Source organism: uncultured Veillonella sp. (assembly GCF_934190855.1).
Classification (GTDB): domain Bacteria; phylum Bacillota; class Negativicutes; order Veillonellales; family Veillonellaceae; genus Veillonella.
In genome coordinates, this window is sequence record NZ_CAKPTN010000020.1 from 1 (window position 1) to 17,587 (window position 17,587).

The 17,587-nt window shown below is 39.7% G+C and carries 20 protein-coding genes; 3 read left to right on the top strand and 17 right to left on the bottom strand.

Going from position 1 to position 17,587, the window contains the following annotated elements; all coding sequences use genetic code 11:
- The 9 genes from Q0F90_RS02310 to sfsA all read right to left on the bottom strand — a co-directional run.
- On the bottom strand, window positions 1–671 hold a 671-nt coding region (locus Q0F90_RS02310; protein WP_296002994.1), incomplete at its 3' end, for a [Fe-Fe] hydrogenase large subunit C-terminal domain-containing protein.
- 391 nt (window positions 672–1,062) lie between these two features.
- A complete protein-coding gene (locus Q0F90_RS02315; protein ID WP_296002996.1) occupies window positions 1,063–1,437 on the bottom strand; it encodes a hypothetical protein in 375 nt (124 codons plus the stop codon).
- 369 nt (window positions 1,438–1,806) lie between these two features.
- On the bottom strand, window positions 1,807–2,172 hold the full coding sequence (locus Q0F90_RS02320) for a hypothetical protein (RefSeq protein ID WP_296002998.1): 366 nt from the start codon (window positions 2,170–2,172) through the stop codon (window positions 1,807–1,809).
- Window positions 2,173–2,524: 352 nt separating this feature from the next.
- Window positions 2,525–2,896 carry a hypothetical protein gene (locus Q0F90_RS02325; RefSeq protein ID WP_105098604.1) on the bottom strand — a complete coding sequence of 124 codons (372 nt, stop codon included), beginning with the start codon at window positions 2,894–2,896 and terminating at the stop codon, window positions 2,525–2,527.
- An 89-nt stretch (window positions 2,897–2,985) separates the two neighbouring features.
- Window positions 2,986–5,460: a DNA gyrase subunit A gene (gene gyrA / locus Q0F90_RS02330; RefSeq protein WP_296002999.1), complete on the bottom strand. Its 2,475-nt coding sequence runs from the start codon at window positions 5,458–5,460 to the stop codon at window positions 2,986–2,988.
- A gap of 87 nt (window positions 5,461–5,547) precedes the next feature.
- Window positions 5,548–6,543, bottom strand: coding sequence for a virulence RhuM family protein (locus Q0F90_RS02335; RefSeq protein WP_296003001.1), 996 nt, complete (start codon window positions 6,541–6,543; stop codon window positions 5,548–5,550).
- A 71-nt stretch (window positions 6,544–6,614) separates the two neighbouring features.
- Entirely contained in the window at window positions 6,615–7,421 is an 807-nt protein-coding gene (locus tag Q0F90_RS02340; protein WP_296003003.1) for a hypothetical protein, read from the bottom strand.
- A 19-nt stretch (window positions 7,422–7,440) separates the two neighbouring features.
- Window positions 7,441–8,229, bottom strand: a complete 789-nt coding sequence (locus Q0F90_RS02345; protein WP_296003005.1) for a hypothetical protein — start codon at window positions 8,227–8,229, stop codon at window positions 7,441–7,443.
- Between the two features lie 247 nt (window positions 8,230–8,476).
- Window positions 8,477–9,640 (bottom strand): DNA/RNA nuclease SfsA, encoded by a 1,164-nt coding sequence (gene sfsA / locus Q0F90_RS02350; RefSeq protein ID WP_296003006.1) that lies wholly within the window; start codon window positions 9,638–9,640, stop codon window positions 8,477–8,479.
- A 384-nt stretch (window positions 9,641–10,024) separates the two neighbouring features.
- On the opposite strand from sfsA, the gene Q0F90_RS02355 reads away from it, so the two are divergent.
- The 3 genes from Q0F90_RS02355 to Q0F90_RS02365 all read left to right on the top strand — a co-directional run bounded on the left by Q0F90_RS02355 (window position 10,025) and on the right by Q0F90_RS02365 (window position 12,234).
- Window positions 10,025–10,981, top strand: coding sequence for a DUF1858 domain-containing protein (locus Q0F90_RS02355; protein WP_296003007.1), 957 nt, complete (start codon window positions 10,025–10,027; stop codon window positions 10,979–10,981).
- 1 nt (window position 10,982) lies between these two features.
- Window positions 10,983–11,648, top strand: coding sequence for a hypothetical protein (locus tag Q0F90_RS02360; protein ID WP_296003008.1), 666 nt, complete (start codon window positions 10,983–10,985; stop codon window positions 11,646–11,648).
- Window positions 11,649–11,946: 298 nt separating this feature from the next.
- Complete coding sequence (locus tag Q0F90_RS02365; RefSeq protein ID WP_009351598.1) at window positions 11,947–12,234, top strand: cupin domain-containing protein; 288 nt, start codon at window positions 11,947–11,949, stop codon at window positions 12,232–12,234.
- Between the two features lie 100 nt (window positions 12,235–12,334).
- Here the strand turns inward: Q0F90_RS02365 and Q0F90_RS02370 are convergent, their stop codons facing one another.
- The 8 genes from Q0F90_RS02370 to Q0F90_RS02405 form a co-directional block, all read right to left on the bottom strand.
- A complete protein-coding gene (locus tag Q0F90_RS02370; protein WP_296003010.1) occupies window positions 12,335–12,742 on the bottom strand; it encodes a hypothetical protein in 408 nt (135 codons plus the stop codon).
- 220 nt (window positions 12,743–12,962) lie between these two features.
- A complete protein-coding gene (locus tag Q0F90_RS02375; protein WP_296003012.1) occupies window positions 12,963–13,088 on the bottom strand; it encodes a hypothetical protein in 126 nt (41 codons plus the stop codon).
- 12 nt (window positions 13,089–13,100) lie between these two features.
- Window positions 13,101–13,484: a nitroreductase family protein gene (locus tag Q0F90_RS02380; RefSeq protein ID WP_296003014.1), complete on the bottom strand. Its 384-nt coding sequence runs from the start codon at window positions 13,482–13,484 to the stop codon at window positions 13,101–13,103.
- A gap of 87 nt (window positions 13,485–13,571) precedes the next feature.
- Window positions 13,572–14,588: an Abi family protein gene (locus tag Q0F90_RS02385; protein WP_296003016.1), complete on the bottom strand. Its 1,017-nt coding sequence runs from the start codon at window positions 14,586–14,588 to the stop codon at window positions 13,572–13,574.
- A 298-nt stretch (window positions 14,589–14,886) separates the two neighbouring features.
- Complete coding sequence (locus tag Q0F90_RS02390) at window positions 14,887–15,345, bottom strand: OmpH family outer membrane protein (protein WP_296003018.1); 459 nt, start codon at window positions 15,343–15,345, stop codon at window positions 14,887–14,889.
- Window positions 15,346–15,602: 257 nt separating this feature from the next.
- Window positions 15,603–15,980 (bottom strand): GerW family sporulation protein, encoded by a 378-nt coding sequence (locus Q0F90_RS02395; RefSeq protein WP_265138157.1) that lies wholly within the window; start codon window positions 15,978–15,980, stop codon window positions 15,603–15,605.
- Window positions 15,981–16,053: 73 nt separating this feature from the next.
- Window positions 16,054–17,193, bottom strand: coding sequence for a hypothetical protein (locus Q0F90_RS02400; protein ID WP_296003022.1), 1,140 nt, complete (start codon window positions 17,191–17,193; stop codon window positions 16,054–16,056).
- Between the two features lie 29 nt (window positions 17,194–17,222).
- Window positions 17,223–17,587, bottom strand: a 365-nt coding sequence (locus Q0F90_RS02405) for a cob(I)yrinic acid a,c-diamide adenosyltransferase (protein WP_296003024.1), incomplete at its 5' end; no start/stop codon positions are given.

The following is a 17,587-nucleotide window of genomic DNA, read 5'->3' on the forward strand; positions in this document are numbered from 1 at the left end:
GTACAAGGGTTTACAGATACGGATACGATCTTACGAGGATCGATGCCTTTTTTCTCTGCAAAGTATGTTTTGATCATAGCCGCTTCCATAGCGATACAAGAACGTGTGGAAGACAAGTTAGGAAGCAATTCTGGGAAGTAGATTTCCGCAAAGCGTACCCACGCTGGGCAGCAGCTTGTGAACTGAGGAATTTGGCCGCCTTTGTTAAGACGATCTACAAGCTCAGATGCTTCTTCCATGATTGTTAAGTCCGCACCGAAGTTAGTGTCTACTACATAGTCTGCACCAAGTGCACGCAATGCGCCAACCATTTTACCTTCAAGGAAAGTACCTGGTTCATAACCGAAGCCTTCACCGATAGCTACGCGAACAGCTGGAGCTGTTTGGATAACAACGATTTTTTCAGGATCTGCAAGCGCTGCTTTCACCTTATCAAGCTCGGATTTAGCATGCATGGAGTCGAATGGGCATGCTGCCGCACATTGACCGCAATGAATACATACAGGCACATCGCCGTTTGCATCAAGGTCGTAGTAATCAAGTACGCTCATTACATCCGCACAAGCGCGACGGCATAACGTACAGTTTTTACACTTGGAAATGTCGTGATAAATGGATGGATTGTCGAGTGCAATCGGCACGCGTTTATCGATAAATTCGTATTGAGACATGAGGACCTCCTCTACCTAACTATAACTATCAAACCTTTTGGGACGAAATATGCTAAACTACGGAGCACTACGCCCTAACCATACTTCTTCATCGTATCTATAGTATACGCTATAGTGAAAGTTTATACTATGTAGAATTGTTACACTTTTACCCAAAATCTATAAAAAAGTGTAATATAAATCACATTTTACCACGAATAGATAAATAATTCACCTTTTTCAAGGGAATTGAAAGAGCAATACACAAAAAACGCACGTCCTCCATAGGAGAACGTGCGTGTGTGAAGCTTTCACCAAAATAATCTGTTTAAACGAGACAATACTGATTAACAATGTACTACGGCTAAGCAGCGTACTACGACTAAGCAGTGTGCTCGTTTATAGGATTAGATTATTTACCACCCCAGATAAGTTGGAATACTGCTTGCGCAGGAGTACCTGGCTCAACCTTACGGCTATTTTTGTTAGGTTGTTCCTCTTTCACTACATAACCTTGTGGATCGTAAAGAGTAACCTTAAGGTCTTTTACTTCCTGTTTTTTACGGTTGAACTCTTCAGTCACGATGTAGTGGTAACCTTCGTAGTCCATAGCTTTAATGTTCATTACAGCTTTTTTATCATCTTTTTTAACGGAATCATTGTCGATAGACCACGTAATACCGTTGCTGTCAGTACCTACAGTGTACCAGTTAGCAGCATCAACACTACCGATGCCACCAATCAATAAAGCGCCTGCTGCCAAAACAGCTGCCAATGTTTTTTTCATATTTTACCTCTCGAATTAAATACAAGAATATGAAATCTAGTATATTCGATAAAACTAAATATTTTATGAAAGACAAACGTACTCAATTTTTAGGTCTTCATAATCCGAATATTTCCTTACCCCAAGTACTATTCCCTTATTTTATACCATAAAATAAGGGAATAATTATTTTTGATACATTTCCTCATCAGAAAATGAGAAAACGGGTGAATATATCTCGTAGGACGACTTAGCTCGCTTTTCCCGAACGCAGATATCGTAAATATCCTCATTAGGATTGGAAGAAAACGGGATATATCTCGTAGGACGACTTAGCTCGCTTTGGAGGACGTAGAGATATATCCCGTTTTCTAAAACTAAAGAGGAAATTTACCAAATCAAGTGATATACGTGATCTAGATTACTTCCTTCTTGTATTTGTATGTCTGTATTGTCGTATGTTTGGCCACCAATCATATAGCCTGCTGGATTGTATACTTTCATCTCCAGCAATTTCGCTGTCTTTGCAGCACGGTTGAATTGCAACGTATAGATAGAGTGATCACCGCTAGGGTCAACAATCTTCAAATTCAACTTAGCCTGTGCATCGTCTTTCTCTACCGTATCATTATCGATATAACCAGTACGACCATCCGCATCAGTATTAAGAGGATACCAACTTTCAGCATAAGACACGCCCACACCAGCACTAAATAACAAACCTGCCACCGCTAAACATGCAAACCATTTTTTCATAACCGTTCTCTCCTGATTAGAAAATCTAAACAACTATGCATTCCGCATAATACAATTCACTATGACTTCATTATAACACCATAATTGCATAATGCTAATAAAAACTCTATAAAATGCATAAATTATATAGACCTCCCTAGGAACGTCTAGCGAGGCGCCTATGGGCTTTAAATAATTCAACGTTTTTAACGGCTGTTATTCGCCCTGTAAGATTACTAAGAAAATAGAAAGCCCCGAACTGTTCTGAAAACGACTTAGTTCACTATGGAGGCTTTCAGGATAGTTCGGGGCTAAATACGTTCTGAATATCTAAATAGACAGAGCGAATAGCAGCTTCTATTAAATTGTTGGATTATTTACCCCATAGGGCCTGCATAACTTCCGCGCCCATGGTATCTTCTTCAATTTTCGTAGGTTTTTGTGCTTCTTTGCTGGACAACAACGCTACGCCAGATGCACTGTATACTGTTGTATCAAGTTCAGTCCATGTTTTTTCTTTGCGATCGATGCGTACTGTGTAGATGTACGTGAAGCCTTCTACATTGTTAATTTTAACAAGTACTGTAGCCGCATCATCTGTTTTATATACAGAAGAGTTGTCGATAAACCATGCTGCATCGTCAGCGTCAGCATCGATATAGTACCAGTCAGCGGCACTGGCTTGGCCAAAGCCACCTACAAAGAAAACCCCTGCTGCAAACATTGCAGCTAACCATTTTTTCATTTCAAAACTCCTTAACGCTAGAGACGACCATCTAAGATGGCCGCCCATAGTGACTTACATATTTGTATCTTACTTAATGATATTATATATTATTCTTCAGTTGCTTCTTCTTCGATTTCAGAACCTGGAATAACAGCAATGCTAGCTACTTTATCACCTTCGTCGAGGTTTTGTGTTTTCACACCAGAAATAGCTTTGCCTTTTTTAACAGCAATATCGTTCATGTTGAAGCGAATAATCTTACCTTGTTCAGAGATAAGCATAACTTCGTCATCATTATGAACAACCTCTACGGATACTACGTCGCCAGTTTTGTTCGTAATCTTGAAGTTCTTAGAGCCTTTACCACCGCGTTTTTGCAATGTGTAAGCTTCCGCATCATTGCGTTTACCGAAACCTTCTTCGGAGATAGTAAACACTTGTGCTTCGCTTTCATCAGCATTAAGAACACCAGCACCTACAACCACGTCGCCAGCATTAAGTTTAATGCCGCGTACACCGTGAGCCGCACGTTTCATGAGACGAACGTCGTTTTCGTTGAAGCGAATAGCGATACCCAATTTAGTACCGAGCAAGATGTCTTGGTTGCCAGTCGTTACGTTGACGGAAATCAAGTGATCCCCTTCGTCGAGGTTGATGGCATTGAGACCAGAACGACGGATGTTGCGGTATTCTTCGATAGCTGTACGTTTTACAACGCCGAACTCAGTTACCATGAATAAGTTTACATCTTCATGAATGCGTTCAAGGTCGATCATAGTCGTAACGGATTCGCCTACAGCTAGTGGCAATACGTTAACCATAGCGGTACCGCGAGAATTACGAGATCCTGCTTCTGGCACTTCGTATGCTTTGAGGCGATATGCTCGGCCAGCGGACGTGAAGAATAACAATGTATTATGCGTGCGAACATGCATAATTTGCGTTACATAATCGTCTTCCTTCGTCTTCATACCGATAACGCCAGCACCACCTTTATGTTGGTTGCGATATACGTTCGCGTTCATCCGTTTGATGTAACCTTGTTTAGTCAAGGTAATAACCATCTCTTCGTCAGCGATGAGGTCCTCTACATCAAGGTCGGACGTATCGATTGTGATTTCAGAACGACGAGGGTCGCCGTATTTTTTCTTCATGTCATCGAGTTCGTCTTTGATGATTTGACGTTGACGCGCTTCGCTAGCCAAGATAGCTTTCAAATCTTCGATCAATGCCAACAATTCCTTGTATTCCTCTTCGATTTTCTCGCGTTCCAAGCCTGTTAAACGGCGTAAACGCATGTCGAGGATGGCTACTGCTTGTTTTTCTGAAAGCCCGAATTTTTGCATCAATGCGTTACGTGCAATTTCGTCAGTTTGAGAACTGCGGATTGTAGCGATCACTTCATCGATGTGGTCGAGGGCGATCAACAAGCCTTCCAAGATGTGAGCACGCGCTTCGGCTTTGTTAAGCTCGAATTGAGTACGGCGTACGATAACATTGAGGCGATGATCTAAGTAGTAACCCAATACTTCTTTCAAATTCAATACGCGAGGATGACCGTCTACGAGGGCTAGCATAATCACGCCGAAAGATTCTTGAAGTTGAGTGTGTTTATATAATTTGTTAAGAACGATATCTGGTTGCACGTCAGCGCGCAATTCGATAACGATGCGCATACCTTGACGGTCAGATTCGTCGCGAAGTGCTGTGATACCATCGATGACTTTGTCGCGGCTCAAGTTCGCAATTGTTTCGATAACGCGAGCCTTGTTAACTTGGTATGGAATCTCAGTCACTACGATTTTATGCTTGCCCTTCGCCATTTCTTCAATGGTTGCACGAGCGCGCATTTTTACGCTGCCACGACCTGTGGAGTACGCTTTTTTAATGCCTTCCCGGCCCAAAATGAGCGCCCCAGTCGGGAAGTCTGGGCCTTTGATTTGCGTCATCAATTCGTCCACAGTTACATCTGGGTTATCGATGAGCATAGTAAGGCCATTACATACCTCGTTGAGGTTGTGCGGTGGAATATTTGTCGCCATCCCTACGGCGATACCGCTGGAACCATTGATGAGAAGATTTGGGATCTTCGCTGGCAATACAGTTGGTTCTTGCAAGCTTTCATCATAGTTCGGCATGAAATCAACAGTTTCCTTGTCGATATCAGCCAGCATTTCTTGAGTAATTTTTGCCATACGTACTTCGGTATAACGCATCGCAGCGGCACTATCGCCGTCGATGGAACCAAAGTTACCGTGGCCGTCTACCAAGAGGTAGCGCGTATTGAAATCTTGCGCCAAACGTACAGTCGCGTTGTAAACGGAGCTATCACCATGTGGATGGTACTTACCGAGTACATCACCGACGATACGAGCGGATTTCTTGTACGGTTTATTTGGCGTCATGCCTGTTTCGTGCATCGCGTACAAAATACGACGATGAACTGGTTTCAAGCCATCGCGCACATCTGGAAGAGCACGCATAACGATTACGGACATCGCATAATCGATATAGGCGTTCTTCATTTCTTTATCAATCTGAACGGGATGAATATTCCCGTGGGACCATTGTTGGTCTGCCACAATCTCACCTCATTTTACTAACACTGATTATAATACATCATAATATTATAGCATTTTTAAGGGATAAACGCTATAAACCCTTTATTATTAACTATGTTCTTTCACAAATCTATCAAAATCAGAAATTACCTTCTGCTGTGTATTAAATACTTCATATTCACTAACAGCTTTCTTCTGTGCTTGTGTCATAGAAATAAATCCTTTATTTCTTAAGATTTGATACTCATTAAAATCTAAAAACTTATCAACACTTTCAATAAAAGCTTTCATAGTAAATGTTTCACGACGTTCGATGATACGTTCTATATAATCAAAAAATGAGGATATCGTTCGCTCAAGTTGTTCAATTTCTTCAACGGATAAATAATTTTTGGCTACAATTACATCTTTTTTATAAATCCGCCCTTCCGGTCCAGATTCCCACGTAGTCAATCCCATATGATCCTTTGTAGCATCTGCATGACTATGAATGATCTCTGCAGCAGTTTGACCAGTTATAGCATAATGAAACTTATTCTGTATTGTTCCAAAAAACTCTCTAGTTATAGGTGATTGTACATCATAATCGATTGCACACGCAGCAAATATATCTGTCACTTGTTGATATATACGACGTTCACTAGCGCGAATTGAGCGGACTCTTCGTAGCAATTCTTTAAAATAATCGTGTCCAAATGAACGTCCATTCTTTAGCATAACATCATCAAGAGCAAAACCTTTGATAATATATTCCCGTAAAACTCCTGTCGCCCAAATTCGAAATTGAGTTGCCTTTTTGCTATTTACTCGATATCCTACCGCAATGATAGCATCAAGATTATAAAAATTAGTTTGATAAATTTTACCATCTTCAGCAGTTGTTTCCATTTTGGAAATAACTGCTGATATAACTAGTTCTCCACTTTCAAATATATTCTTCAGATGCTTACTAATAGCAGGTATATTAACATCAAATAGTTTTGCCATATCTTTTTGTGTCATCCAAAATGTTTCATCTTTGAATAGTACATTCGTGGAAACAGATTCATTCTCTGCTTGATATACAATAACATTTCCTGTAATCGCATTTTCTAAAGATGTCATATAATTCCCCTCTATATTTAATATTTATATCCTATTGAACACTTATAACTATCTCTATCTCTATCCCTTATTTAGTACCCCGCATGCTTTATCATATGATCTAAAATTTTAACAAAGTCTCGTTCTACGGCGGAGGTATCTTTACCAGTGCTGCCAATTCCGGTTAGCATAGTTTCTTTCCAGTCATTTCTTGCCATATACCTAAAACCTATCAAATACTCAGCTTTTGTTTTATCCGCTTCCTCTTTAGGTAAATAGTAAATACCAACGCTTCTGTCAGCACGAGGATGTAACAGTGCTGGATTATCTTGCGGTTTATACTCGCTATATATAAATTTCATAAAGGTTAGAATATCTTCACCCTTTACAGACTTATCTACAAAGATAATTTCATTGGATCTAAATAGAGGTATCTGATTAGTACCGGCTACACGTGTTGCTTCAGATTTCTTTAGCTTTAAAACTTCCTCATGTGTGGCCATTCGCAGGCCATGTTGCTTAGCACGTTCCACCAAAGCAGCATTCAAATGAATTAAATACTCTTGTGAATAGGCAAAATTAGCATTCGTGTATCTTTCACCACCTGGAACCGGCAAGGTTGGACGTTGCACCACAGAATCGGCAGTAAAGGTAAAACCATTGCTTTCATCATAAAAGACATACACATTCCGCTGGAACGGTTTTTCCTGTTCCACTACAGAGGACTGGAGAACAAGATTAGGATGAACAACAGCGAACTCCTTTTCCACGCTAGACTTGATATCCTCTGGCGTCGCAGGATCGCCATTCTCCGTGGTCCACACAAAAGAACAACCGCTCAATAAAAATGTACAAATACACACAACAACTAATGATATATACCTAATCAACTGCTTCATAGATACACCTCTCCCTGACCTATTTTCCTCGCACAGCCTGTTGTATTTCCCGATCAACAACGGTAATTATGTCTCGTTCAATCTGCTCAGAACTCTTATCTTGATAACCAACACCACTCATCAAGGTATCTCGCCAATCTTCCCGCCCTCTAATTTTAAAACTTATTAGGTACAGAGCCTTGCTCTTATCTGTTTCACCATTTGGTAAATAGTAAAAGCTAACCTTACGGCCATACACGCTACTTACTAAGGTCTCGTCACCATTAGGTTTATATAGAGAATATATGTCTCGTAACATACCTACGACACCTGCGCCATTCGATGTTTGATTAAGAAATATAAAATCCCCTTCCTCAAACAAAGGAAGCGTACTATTATCCTCTTTTCGCATAATCTTAGCATCCATTAGCGCTTTGCGCTCCTCATTATTAGCTACCTGAAATCTATACTTTGCAGCAAGCAGTGCTACCTCACTATTCAAGCGATCTAAATAAGCCTCTGCATACCTATACTCTGCGTTCGTAACCCGTTGACCACCAGGAATAGGCAACTGAGGAACCTCAACAGAAGCACGCGCAGTAAAGACAATGCCATTATTCTCATCAAAAAACGTATATTCATAGTGCTTATAAGGCTTTGTAGTAACAACCTCAGAAGCCTGCAATACTAGACGAGGATGATACGACGCAAAACGCTTCTCAACCATTGCCTTTATATCATCCGGCGTATACGGCTCAGCATCGAGCGTCGTTAACCGCGAAGAAGTACAACCACCAAATACAACACTACAAACACACACAAAAACCAACAACACAAACCTAACAAACACAGGCATACACAACCACACCTCTCTCCCTTCACCAACTTTAGAATGAATATGCTAGCATGACTATAATTAGGATTATATTATTATTGATGGGACATCTTTATAGCTAGTGTTTTAAAAAGTGCTATTACCTATTGATGAGCGACTTAGGTCACTATGGAGCGAGGAGATAGGTAATAGCACTTTTTAACTAAGTATGCATATAGTTCTCGGGCCCCATCAATAATAGCTATCTATTAACTAGTTCATCCAGCATATTCATTCTATAATGTTCCACTACATCCATGAACGCTTTGTTATGAATAGGATTTTCCGTCATCCCAAATAGGTGGCTTTTACAGTCGCAGTCGGAGGATCCAAATTTAGGCACGTCCCATTCGGCAACGCCACGGACCGCATCAGCGAGAGCGCATTCCGCATCATCCCAGCTAGTTCGAATCGGCAGGCCTGCTATCATTTCACAGTGACCGCGGAAATAGTCTAGATGCCAATGCATTTTCTTTCGTTTTCGTTTATGGCGCTCAATGCGTTTCGTTAAATTCGCCTTCGCAGAGCCTACGTACATATAGTAGCCCTCTTTGAAATGCATCATCCCTTTAGAGCCGATTTCAAGATCAAGATCGTGGTCGAGGTGCATGACCATCACATACACGCCACTATCGTGAGCCTCTGTATCAAGAACACTGCTCGGATAGGAACATTCATGGGTTACAGTAGGCATGGTAAAAGTCTCATCCCACGCCACAGCAACGGCTTTCCAGTCTAAAGAAGGGGCTACCTCTTTAAAGGTTTTAGCAAATTCCAAATCGGTATGGTAGTCTGGCAAGAACCACTGCGCTTGGTCCCATTGTACGAGGAATAAAACACCTGTATGGTAACCTTCGTTTTGCAATTCTTTCAAATGTAATAAATGCTTACGGCCTCGTTCTGTTATGGCATCAGGGAACATGGCGCCCGTCTTGGAAAATAGCGTACAAGACTTAACCTCTAACAAGAACTCATCCCCCGCATCATTGGTGAGGAGCAAGTCAAAACGTGATGATGTACCATGTAGTTTAACCGTATACTCTCGTCTTACGACGCGCCACTCCTCCCAGCCAGGGATGAGTTTATTTTCGATCAAATGCTGCGCTACATCATTACTATAATTTGTATCGAGCATAATCACTACGCCATCGCGCTCAATGCCTACCACGCGGTATTTCGTCTTCGCATCAGGCTTATCGTGAGGCACGATGTACATCGTTACTCCTGTAAATAAAAGTTCCCACATGCGTCCAGGATTTGGCAAATGAGCGAGTACGCTTTCACCATTTAAATCTAAAGTCACCACAAAACGGTTCGGGCGACCTATATATGTTGCTTTTAAAATTGTATCGTAAAGGACTTTCATACTTTCTCCCATATCAAGAATATTCTATGTTTCTATTATACGATATATGCCCTCTATGTTTCACGTTAAAAGATTATCGTATATAATCATATATACTATTAATAATTAATATTAAAAACTTTCAATAATGTAGCCTAGGTTACATTATTACGTGTTAAAATAGTTTATACTAGGAACATCGGGTCAGTATTTAATACCCGTACTGATCGTTACGCCGGGTTTTGATGAGGCATCGCCTAGTTGATCTCATCACGCTGTTCGTATACGTGCGACGCTTTCACAAAACCCTATGGCGTATATATTTTACAAACAAAGAATCACATAGATTAACTAAGTAGTTTTAGCCACTATTCTCCGCAGAGAGGGCTCGAGAAAGGATTTAACATGGCACAAATTGCAACAAATTTACAACGCATTAAAAACGGTCAACGCCGTTATGCAATTACACCTCGCATTCCAGGAGGTTTCATTCAACCTGAACAATTACAAAAATATATCGACGTAGCTAATGAGTTCGGCGCTGTTCTTAAATTGACTGGCAGCCAACGCATTATGATTACGAATTTGAAAGCAGAAGACGTAGATAAAGCTTGGGAAATGCTCGGCATGGAACCAGCGTACACTGTTTCTAACCGCGTGCGCAGCGTAAAAATCTGCCCAGGTACTACATTCTGTAAACGTGCTAAACAAGATAGCGTACATCTTGGCATGCAAATCGAGCGCAAGTATTTGTCTCAAGAAATGCCAAGCAAAATGAAAATCGGCGTGTCCGGTTGTCTTAATTCTTGTACTGAAAGCCGCATGAAAGATGTGGGCATTATCGGTACTGTAGAGGGCTGGAATGTATACGCTGGCGGTAGCGGCGGTGCTCACCCACGCATCGGCGACCTTATCGCAGAAGTTAAAACTGAAAAAGAAGCTCTTGCATTAGTAGATCGAATTATCGCATACTATAAAGAAAACGCACAAATCGAACGCATGGGCGAATTCATTGACCGCATTGGTTTAGAGGCTTTCAAAGCAGCTGTATTGGGCGACCTTGAAGGTGCTCCAGCTGAAAGCAAATCCGAAGAACCAAAAGTGTTCTTGCCTGGTCAAGGTAATGATCCTGAAGTCGAAGCACCTCGCCTCGAAGCAGGTTCCCCTATTACTCCAGACACAATCATTCGCGACATCGTGGAAACATATCCAAATGTTGTGCCTGTATTACAAGGCATCGGCATGGGTTGCTTAGGCTGCCCTTCTGCAACAGCTGAGCCATTATGGCAAGCCGCAGAAATTCACGGTTTTAATGTATACGATTTAGTAGAGAAATTAGAAACAGCACGAAAAGGAGCTTAATATGTCCGCATTCTTAGGTCACATCCATTACTGGTTATATCGTAAAATTCAATTGCTCGTTGAGCGTGAAAACTTGATTTTAGAAAAAACAACTAAAGTTGTTGATGATTTAGCAGAGGAATTGCACTCCATCTCCGTAGATACTTACGGCGAACCAATCAATCCAAGCATTCCGTTGGAAAACATCATCGACCACGGCAACATCCATGGCTGGTTGGCTAACCAAATCAACATCGCATCCGTTCGCGAAGCAGCTTTCATCAGAGATTTGCTCGATACTAACTCCGGCGACGAAGCCGTACATGTAGTAACAGCTATTCTTGATGCATTTGCTGTTCAAGGTCAAGCTTGTGGCGTTGTAGCTCAAGACAACCTTGAAGAACACACTGCACCAGCGATTTACAATGCGTTGCAAAACTTCTACGTAAATGGCATGCCTTGCGATGGCGGTGACCAAGTGGTTTCTGAAAGCCCAGATGAGTTCACATGGGTTGGTGACCACAGATTACAAGCAGGCTACTGGCGTACAGCGGGCGTTGACCCTAAATTCATGGCTGTAGCTTACCAAACATGGTTCGAGGCTTTTGTGAAAGCAATTGATCCAGAGTTTGAACTTGTAACGACTGAAGAAAACGGCACACGTTTGTACTCCATTCGTAAAAAATAATACAAACTATCCAATATCAGATATATGTACTGAAAGGCGAGCGTAATGTACGCTCGTTTTTTCATACCTAGTATTTAATTATATTCACTAACTCTTACACTCTATTCCTAACATACGTTATGTATGAAATTATAAAATTTTGAATTTTCTATCTATTTTTACAAAACTGTAGCTATAAGCACAGAATTGATAAGCAATATCATTTATAATATAATTATAAGGTAATTACACAAGTTAATTTAATTAAGTGATAGCGTCAGCTTTCAGAACATAAAAAGCTAGAATTAGGAGGTCTATTATGGCAGGCACAGTTAATCAAGAATTAGGTTTATTATTCCAAGGTCCTAACTATGTAATCGTAAAAAAAGGCGGCAAAGCTGGTGAACAAGTTGAAAAACACAATCACCCAGAAGCAAACGTAATCTTTACAGTAGTAAAAGGTAAAGTACAAGTATTCCTTAACGAAACTGAAGAACACGTACTCGTACCAGGCCAAGTACTAGAATTCAACGGCGACAACTACATCCAAGCAACACTTGTTGAAGACAGCGAATTCGTAGTAAACCTTATTCACAAACCTGAATAAAACACTAAAGGACAGTTGAGTTAATCAACTGTCCTTTTTATATGTACTATCTAATATATGCACTATCTAATCTATATATTATCTAATTACTATCTTTCAACTAGAAGAACACATGATACGCCCTATCAAAGGCATAATGTGCCGCCGTATAAAATGGGTTGCCATACTCAAAGGCACCTTCATGCTTTACATTAACATTCATAGCTTTAAGATCTGTTTCTAAGTTACCATCAAAATCATAATACTTAGTCGCCCGAGCAATCCCTTTTATACCAGACTCTTGCTCTTTATGTTTAACAATAATTGGTTTAGCCTGTTCACGAGAACAATCTTTCAGATTTTCCTTTTTCACAATCGAGCCAAATGAGTACTCATAATCATAGTCTGCCGTTACAACCCACTCAATAGTCTGTTTCTTTTTATACTCAACGAGATAGACGTTAAATAGCAAAGTATAGTTTGGAGGATTATGCTCCACACTTCGCACAGAGTTTAAATCAATAAACATCTCTGATTCGTCGGTTACTGAAGTAGATTTAAAATGCTCAGCATGTTGTAGTTCATATAATGATATAACATTAGATGCCTCAGAACCTGTAGACACCTTTTTTGATGATCCAAAGAAATTTTTTACCAAATTTTTTAACATATTCTCTCTCTAACATACTCTATTCTTTATAATAATACATTATATAAAATATCAGAGCGCTAAAACAATGCCGCATTATTTAAAAGGAATTATAGATTGTAAAGTCGCTTACGTCAAAGCGTTTTGTATGGCCTGGCGCAGGTACGCAATCTGGGTGTGGGTATCCTATAGGGAATATCGCTACAGGAATGATATTATCTGGCAAAGCATAAGCGTCTCATACTTTCGCTGGATCAAAATGAGCAATCCACGTTGTTCCTAAGCCTATATCTGCCACGGTAAACATGAGGTGAGAACCTACAATACTAGCGTCTACAACACCCATATCCGCATCATCGTATTCCCGTTTCCAACTCACTGTATTATCGTAACAAACAATAATTGCCAACGGCGCATTAAAATGACCATTTGTGCAATCTTTTAGTTTATTAAGACTATCTGCCGTATTCAGCACAAGTAAGCGTTGTGGCTGATAATTATGAGCCGTAGGGGCTAACCTCGCTACCTCTAACAAGATATCTAATTTCTCCTGCTCAACGGGCTTTGTATCAAATTTTCGAACTGAATACCGTTCTGTGGCTAATGCTTTAAAATCCTTCATTAGATCTCACTCCTAAATGTTATATCAGGCATCATATTTTAATCAGAAAAATCATAAAACCTACTAATTATAAGATTTTAGTATTATTTATGTAATTGATTTATATATAATTTCGAGTCTATCAATAAAATCTATAGGAATTTGTGTAGCTTCTTTATATTTTTGTTTTAATTCATTAATTAAGTCTACAATATGCTTTGAATCTTCATCTCCACTAACTTCTGGCTTAAAAACGCCTCTACATTCAGCTATAAGAGAACTGACAAGTAGTTTATCATTTAATAATAGTGCCGTCATAATCAATACACCATAAATCCCTTTTAATGATTTCTTATCTCTACTTGTTATTTCACCTTTCTCACGTTTAAGTACACCATTTGGTACGATGGTATATAATATATTACCTGGTATATTATAGATAGATCGACAACCAAAGAAATTTAAACTATGAGCTGCACAATTACGAAAACGACGAATTGCCTCTAATGTATTAATTAATAACTCTATTTTATCTTTACACGTAATCAAATCAGTAGGAAGTAAAAGATTAGCAACTTCTCTTTTATGTTTTGTACTTAATAATCTAAATATATTAATAGCACTGCCAAAAGAAATGTTTTTAAATAAAATCCATGGTGGAACATGATTATGATGTTTTAAATAATACTTCGTAGGCTGTTTTGCATTACATATATCAAGCTGTTTATTAATCTCTTGCTTTACCTTTGCAAAGCTAAGATGGTTTATCTGTCGTTTATAGTATCTAGCATGTAAATAATCATCTTGATGTACCCCTAAATGATTTGAGATTACATAGGAAAGTCTAGTCTTAAATAATGTTTCAATCATTAAACTATATTTCATTGTTATAGATTGAATACCTTTATCTATAAAAGAAAAAATATAAATATCTTCTAGGTTTACATTATCTTTAAACCTGTCATTGGACAACATAAATACAGATTTATATCCATTGATTAAATCATAATAAGAAGACGTCATAATAAGGCGTTTTGCTCTATCTCTATTAGTAATAATAAGATTACGAGACTCTAGTAAATTAAGCTGTTTATCTAAATCCAAAAATGGTTTATCAAAAGCCATAATTAAAACTCCCTATATAAATAAAAAAGGCACTATCTATAGATAGCGCCTTAGTGACCAACGCCCTTAGCGTTGAAGTCTATTCACTATCTATAGTATATCACAATTAATGAATATCTCAAGACATGGGAACATAACTAATTTGCATCATGACGATTAATTTAAGAACTATAATGCTATAATTGCAATAAAATGTATAACGCTTTTAATGTTTATAATTCGCTATATAAATAAAAAAGTCCTTTAAAGTAAAAGACCTCTAGTTAATTTTCCAACTAGAGGTCAATTTTTATGTGTATTATTTTTTAAGACGGCTAATTACTTCGTTAGTAATGTTCTCGATCTTGCTGTTAGCGTCAGCCGCACGGATTGTGTATGGATCATCCAATACTACGTCCATTTGTTTTTCAACACGGATAGCTTCCACAGTGTTGTGAATTGCTTGCATCATAGGTTGAGCAATTTTGTTGATTTCTTCGTTTTCTTTTTGAAGCAATGGAGCTACAGTTTTGTTGAATTCAGCTTCTGCTTGTGCAGAGTCTTGAATTTTTTCAATTTCTTGTACTTTTTTCTCAATTTGTGGACGGTATTGAGCGTCTACTTGTTGCATTTTCATATCTAATGCACCGTAGCCAGGGTAGCTATTTACTACTTGGCTCATATTTACTAAGCCAATGTTAGCAGCACTTGCTACTGCAGCAGTAGCAGAGATAGCACCAACGATAGCTAAGGTAGTCAATTTTTTAGATAATTTCATCTGAAATCCTCCTCGATTAAAAAGTCACTATACAATCCAATAGTGTACTATTTTTACTATATCAAATCTCGCTAACTTTCACAAGACTCTGTTAAATAGCATAATAAAGCCCTATGAAATGCTTATGAATGTCTATAGAAATTAAAACAATACCCACAGGTATGCTCTGAAGCCCTAAGGGCAGTCATGACGGACATATTCAGAACACACATGTGGGTATTAAGGCTTTCACCAATTATTTATAATTCAGTAACGAATTATTGCTCATCGTTAATATAGATGTATTTATCGGATTTCAATTTGGACACGAGGTCAGGCACCAAACCGATAAGACGATCGAAGCTGCTGCTGTAAGGGTTGCCTTTAATGTTGAACAACTCGATGCGGTCGCCTTTAATAACGAGGATAGCGCTTGGTTCCATTTTGGCACCGCCGCCACCGCCGCCACATTCGTGGTTTTTGTTTGAAGTGTTGTGGTTTGTACCAGTACCGAAACCAAATGTTACGTCAACGAATGGAACGAGCGTAGTATCGCCGATTTGCACAGCTTCGCCTACTACAGTTTCAACTTTAATCATATTTCTGAATTTCTCGAATAGGACTTCCAAATTCTCTTTTACATTACTGTTTTCCATCACAGTACCTCCGCTTTTTGTGAAAGTATCATAGCTATATTAGCTCATGTACTTAGTTTGACTTAATATATCCTTACGCTGTTTGGCCTTGTGCGGCTTTCAGCTTTTCTAACTGTTTTGCTTCCTTCCGTTTAACCCAGAAGACGCGAGCGCTTTCACCCAATAGGGCACGCATTGGTTTAGATACTAAGAATCTAGTACCATGCCAAGCCAATACAGCGAGAATCATACGACCTTTGATGTGACCGCTGCCTTCACCGGCCCAGTTCACATAGTCTAGTTCAATGTTCTCTGCTTGTTCAGGCCAAATACTGTACAGCATAGATGCGATAATCCCCATACGATATGGGTCACCGATACCAAATCGACCTTCTATGGCCACATCCCGTGGTTTAGAGTGGTCATAACATCGTTTTGACACAAGGAATAGCTGACGCCACAATTCTGTATTTTGCACATGTTTCATGAACCAGAATGTAGGAATTTCAGACTTAAATGATGCCACCGGATCGTTTGGATCTGGCTTTGCAAAACGACTTTTCACAGTTGTTTTGATATCATTCACCTTCGTAAATACCTTTTCCTTGATGGAGCCGTCACTGTTGAAAGTAACGCGACTTACCACTTCATCATCGTCTTGAATATGGGCTGTTGGATCTTGCTGAATGGAATCATATCGATCAGCACGAGCCTGTGCATCCATATCTTTAGAACCTGGTTCAGGACGTTCAACGCGCTCATTTGGATTTTGGGAACTACCCGCCCCTGGTGATTCTTCATCACCAAAGGTTGTGTTAGAACCTTGAGAGCTCTTCAAATCGTCAAAGCTAGTGCCACTAGAGCTTGCAGAAGGACCTTGTCCGCCCCCTTGCATCGCCTTGGCGAAGGCTTCCGCTTGCGACATATCGCCATCGTCGTCCATTACCTTTTGGTATTCTTCGTCTACGCGATTTTCAAGCCATTCTTCATAGTCTTTCACAGGACCTATCTTGAGCATGCCCAAAACGTATAATTCCTTAAAAAATGGTTTGTCCTGTAAGTATGCTAAATGAAGTGAAAATACACGCCATAGCCATTTAACGCGCACCTCGCCACGATAAGGTGAGCGGCCGTCAACTTCGATGCTATATGTGATTGGTGTCAGTAGGATAATCAAGATGAGTGCTGCAATGATGGCCACGATAACAAGGGCCACAATAGCCACTGTACTCAACCACATCACCTCCTTAGGTGTTCCTATGATTAGTTTTCAATACCTTTTCGAGCCATTACGCCTTGAAGGTAGTAATGTTTGACCTCTTTCATTTCCGTTACAAGGTCTGCCTCATCGATCAATTCTTGAGGAGCCCCACGGCCCGTAAATACGAGTTCCGTTTCTGGATGACGAGCATCGAGCAAAGCCTTTGTTTTATCCCAAGAAATGAGTTCAAAGAAGAGTGCCATGTTGTACTCATCAAGAACGACGAGATCGTAATCACCACTGCCGATGGCAGCTAGTGCACGTTCGTAGCCTTTTTCAATGAGTGCTACATAATCCTTAGGCGGATTGCCAGATTCAAAAACAACGACTTCATCGCCCCATTTAGCGAGTTCATCCTTGCTTTTCA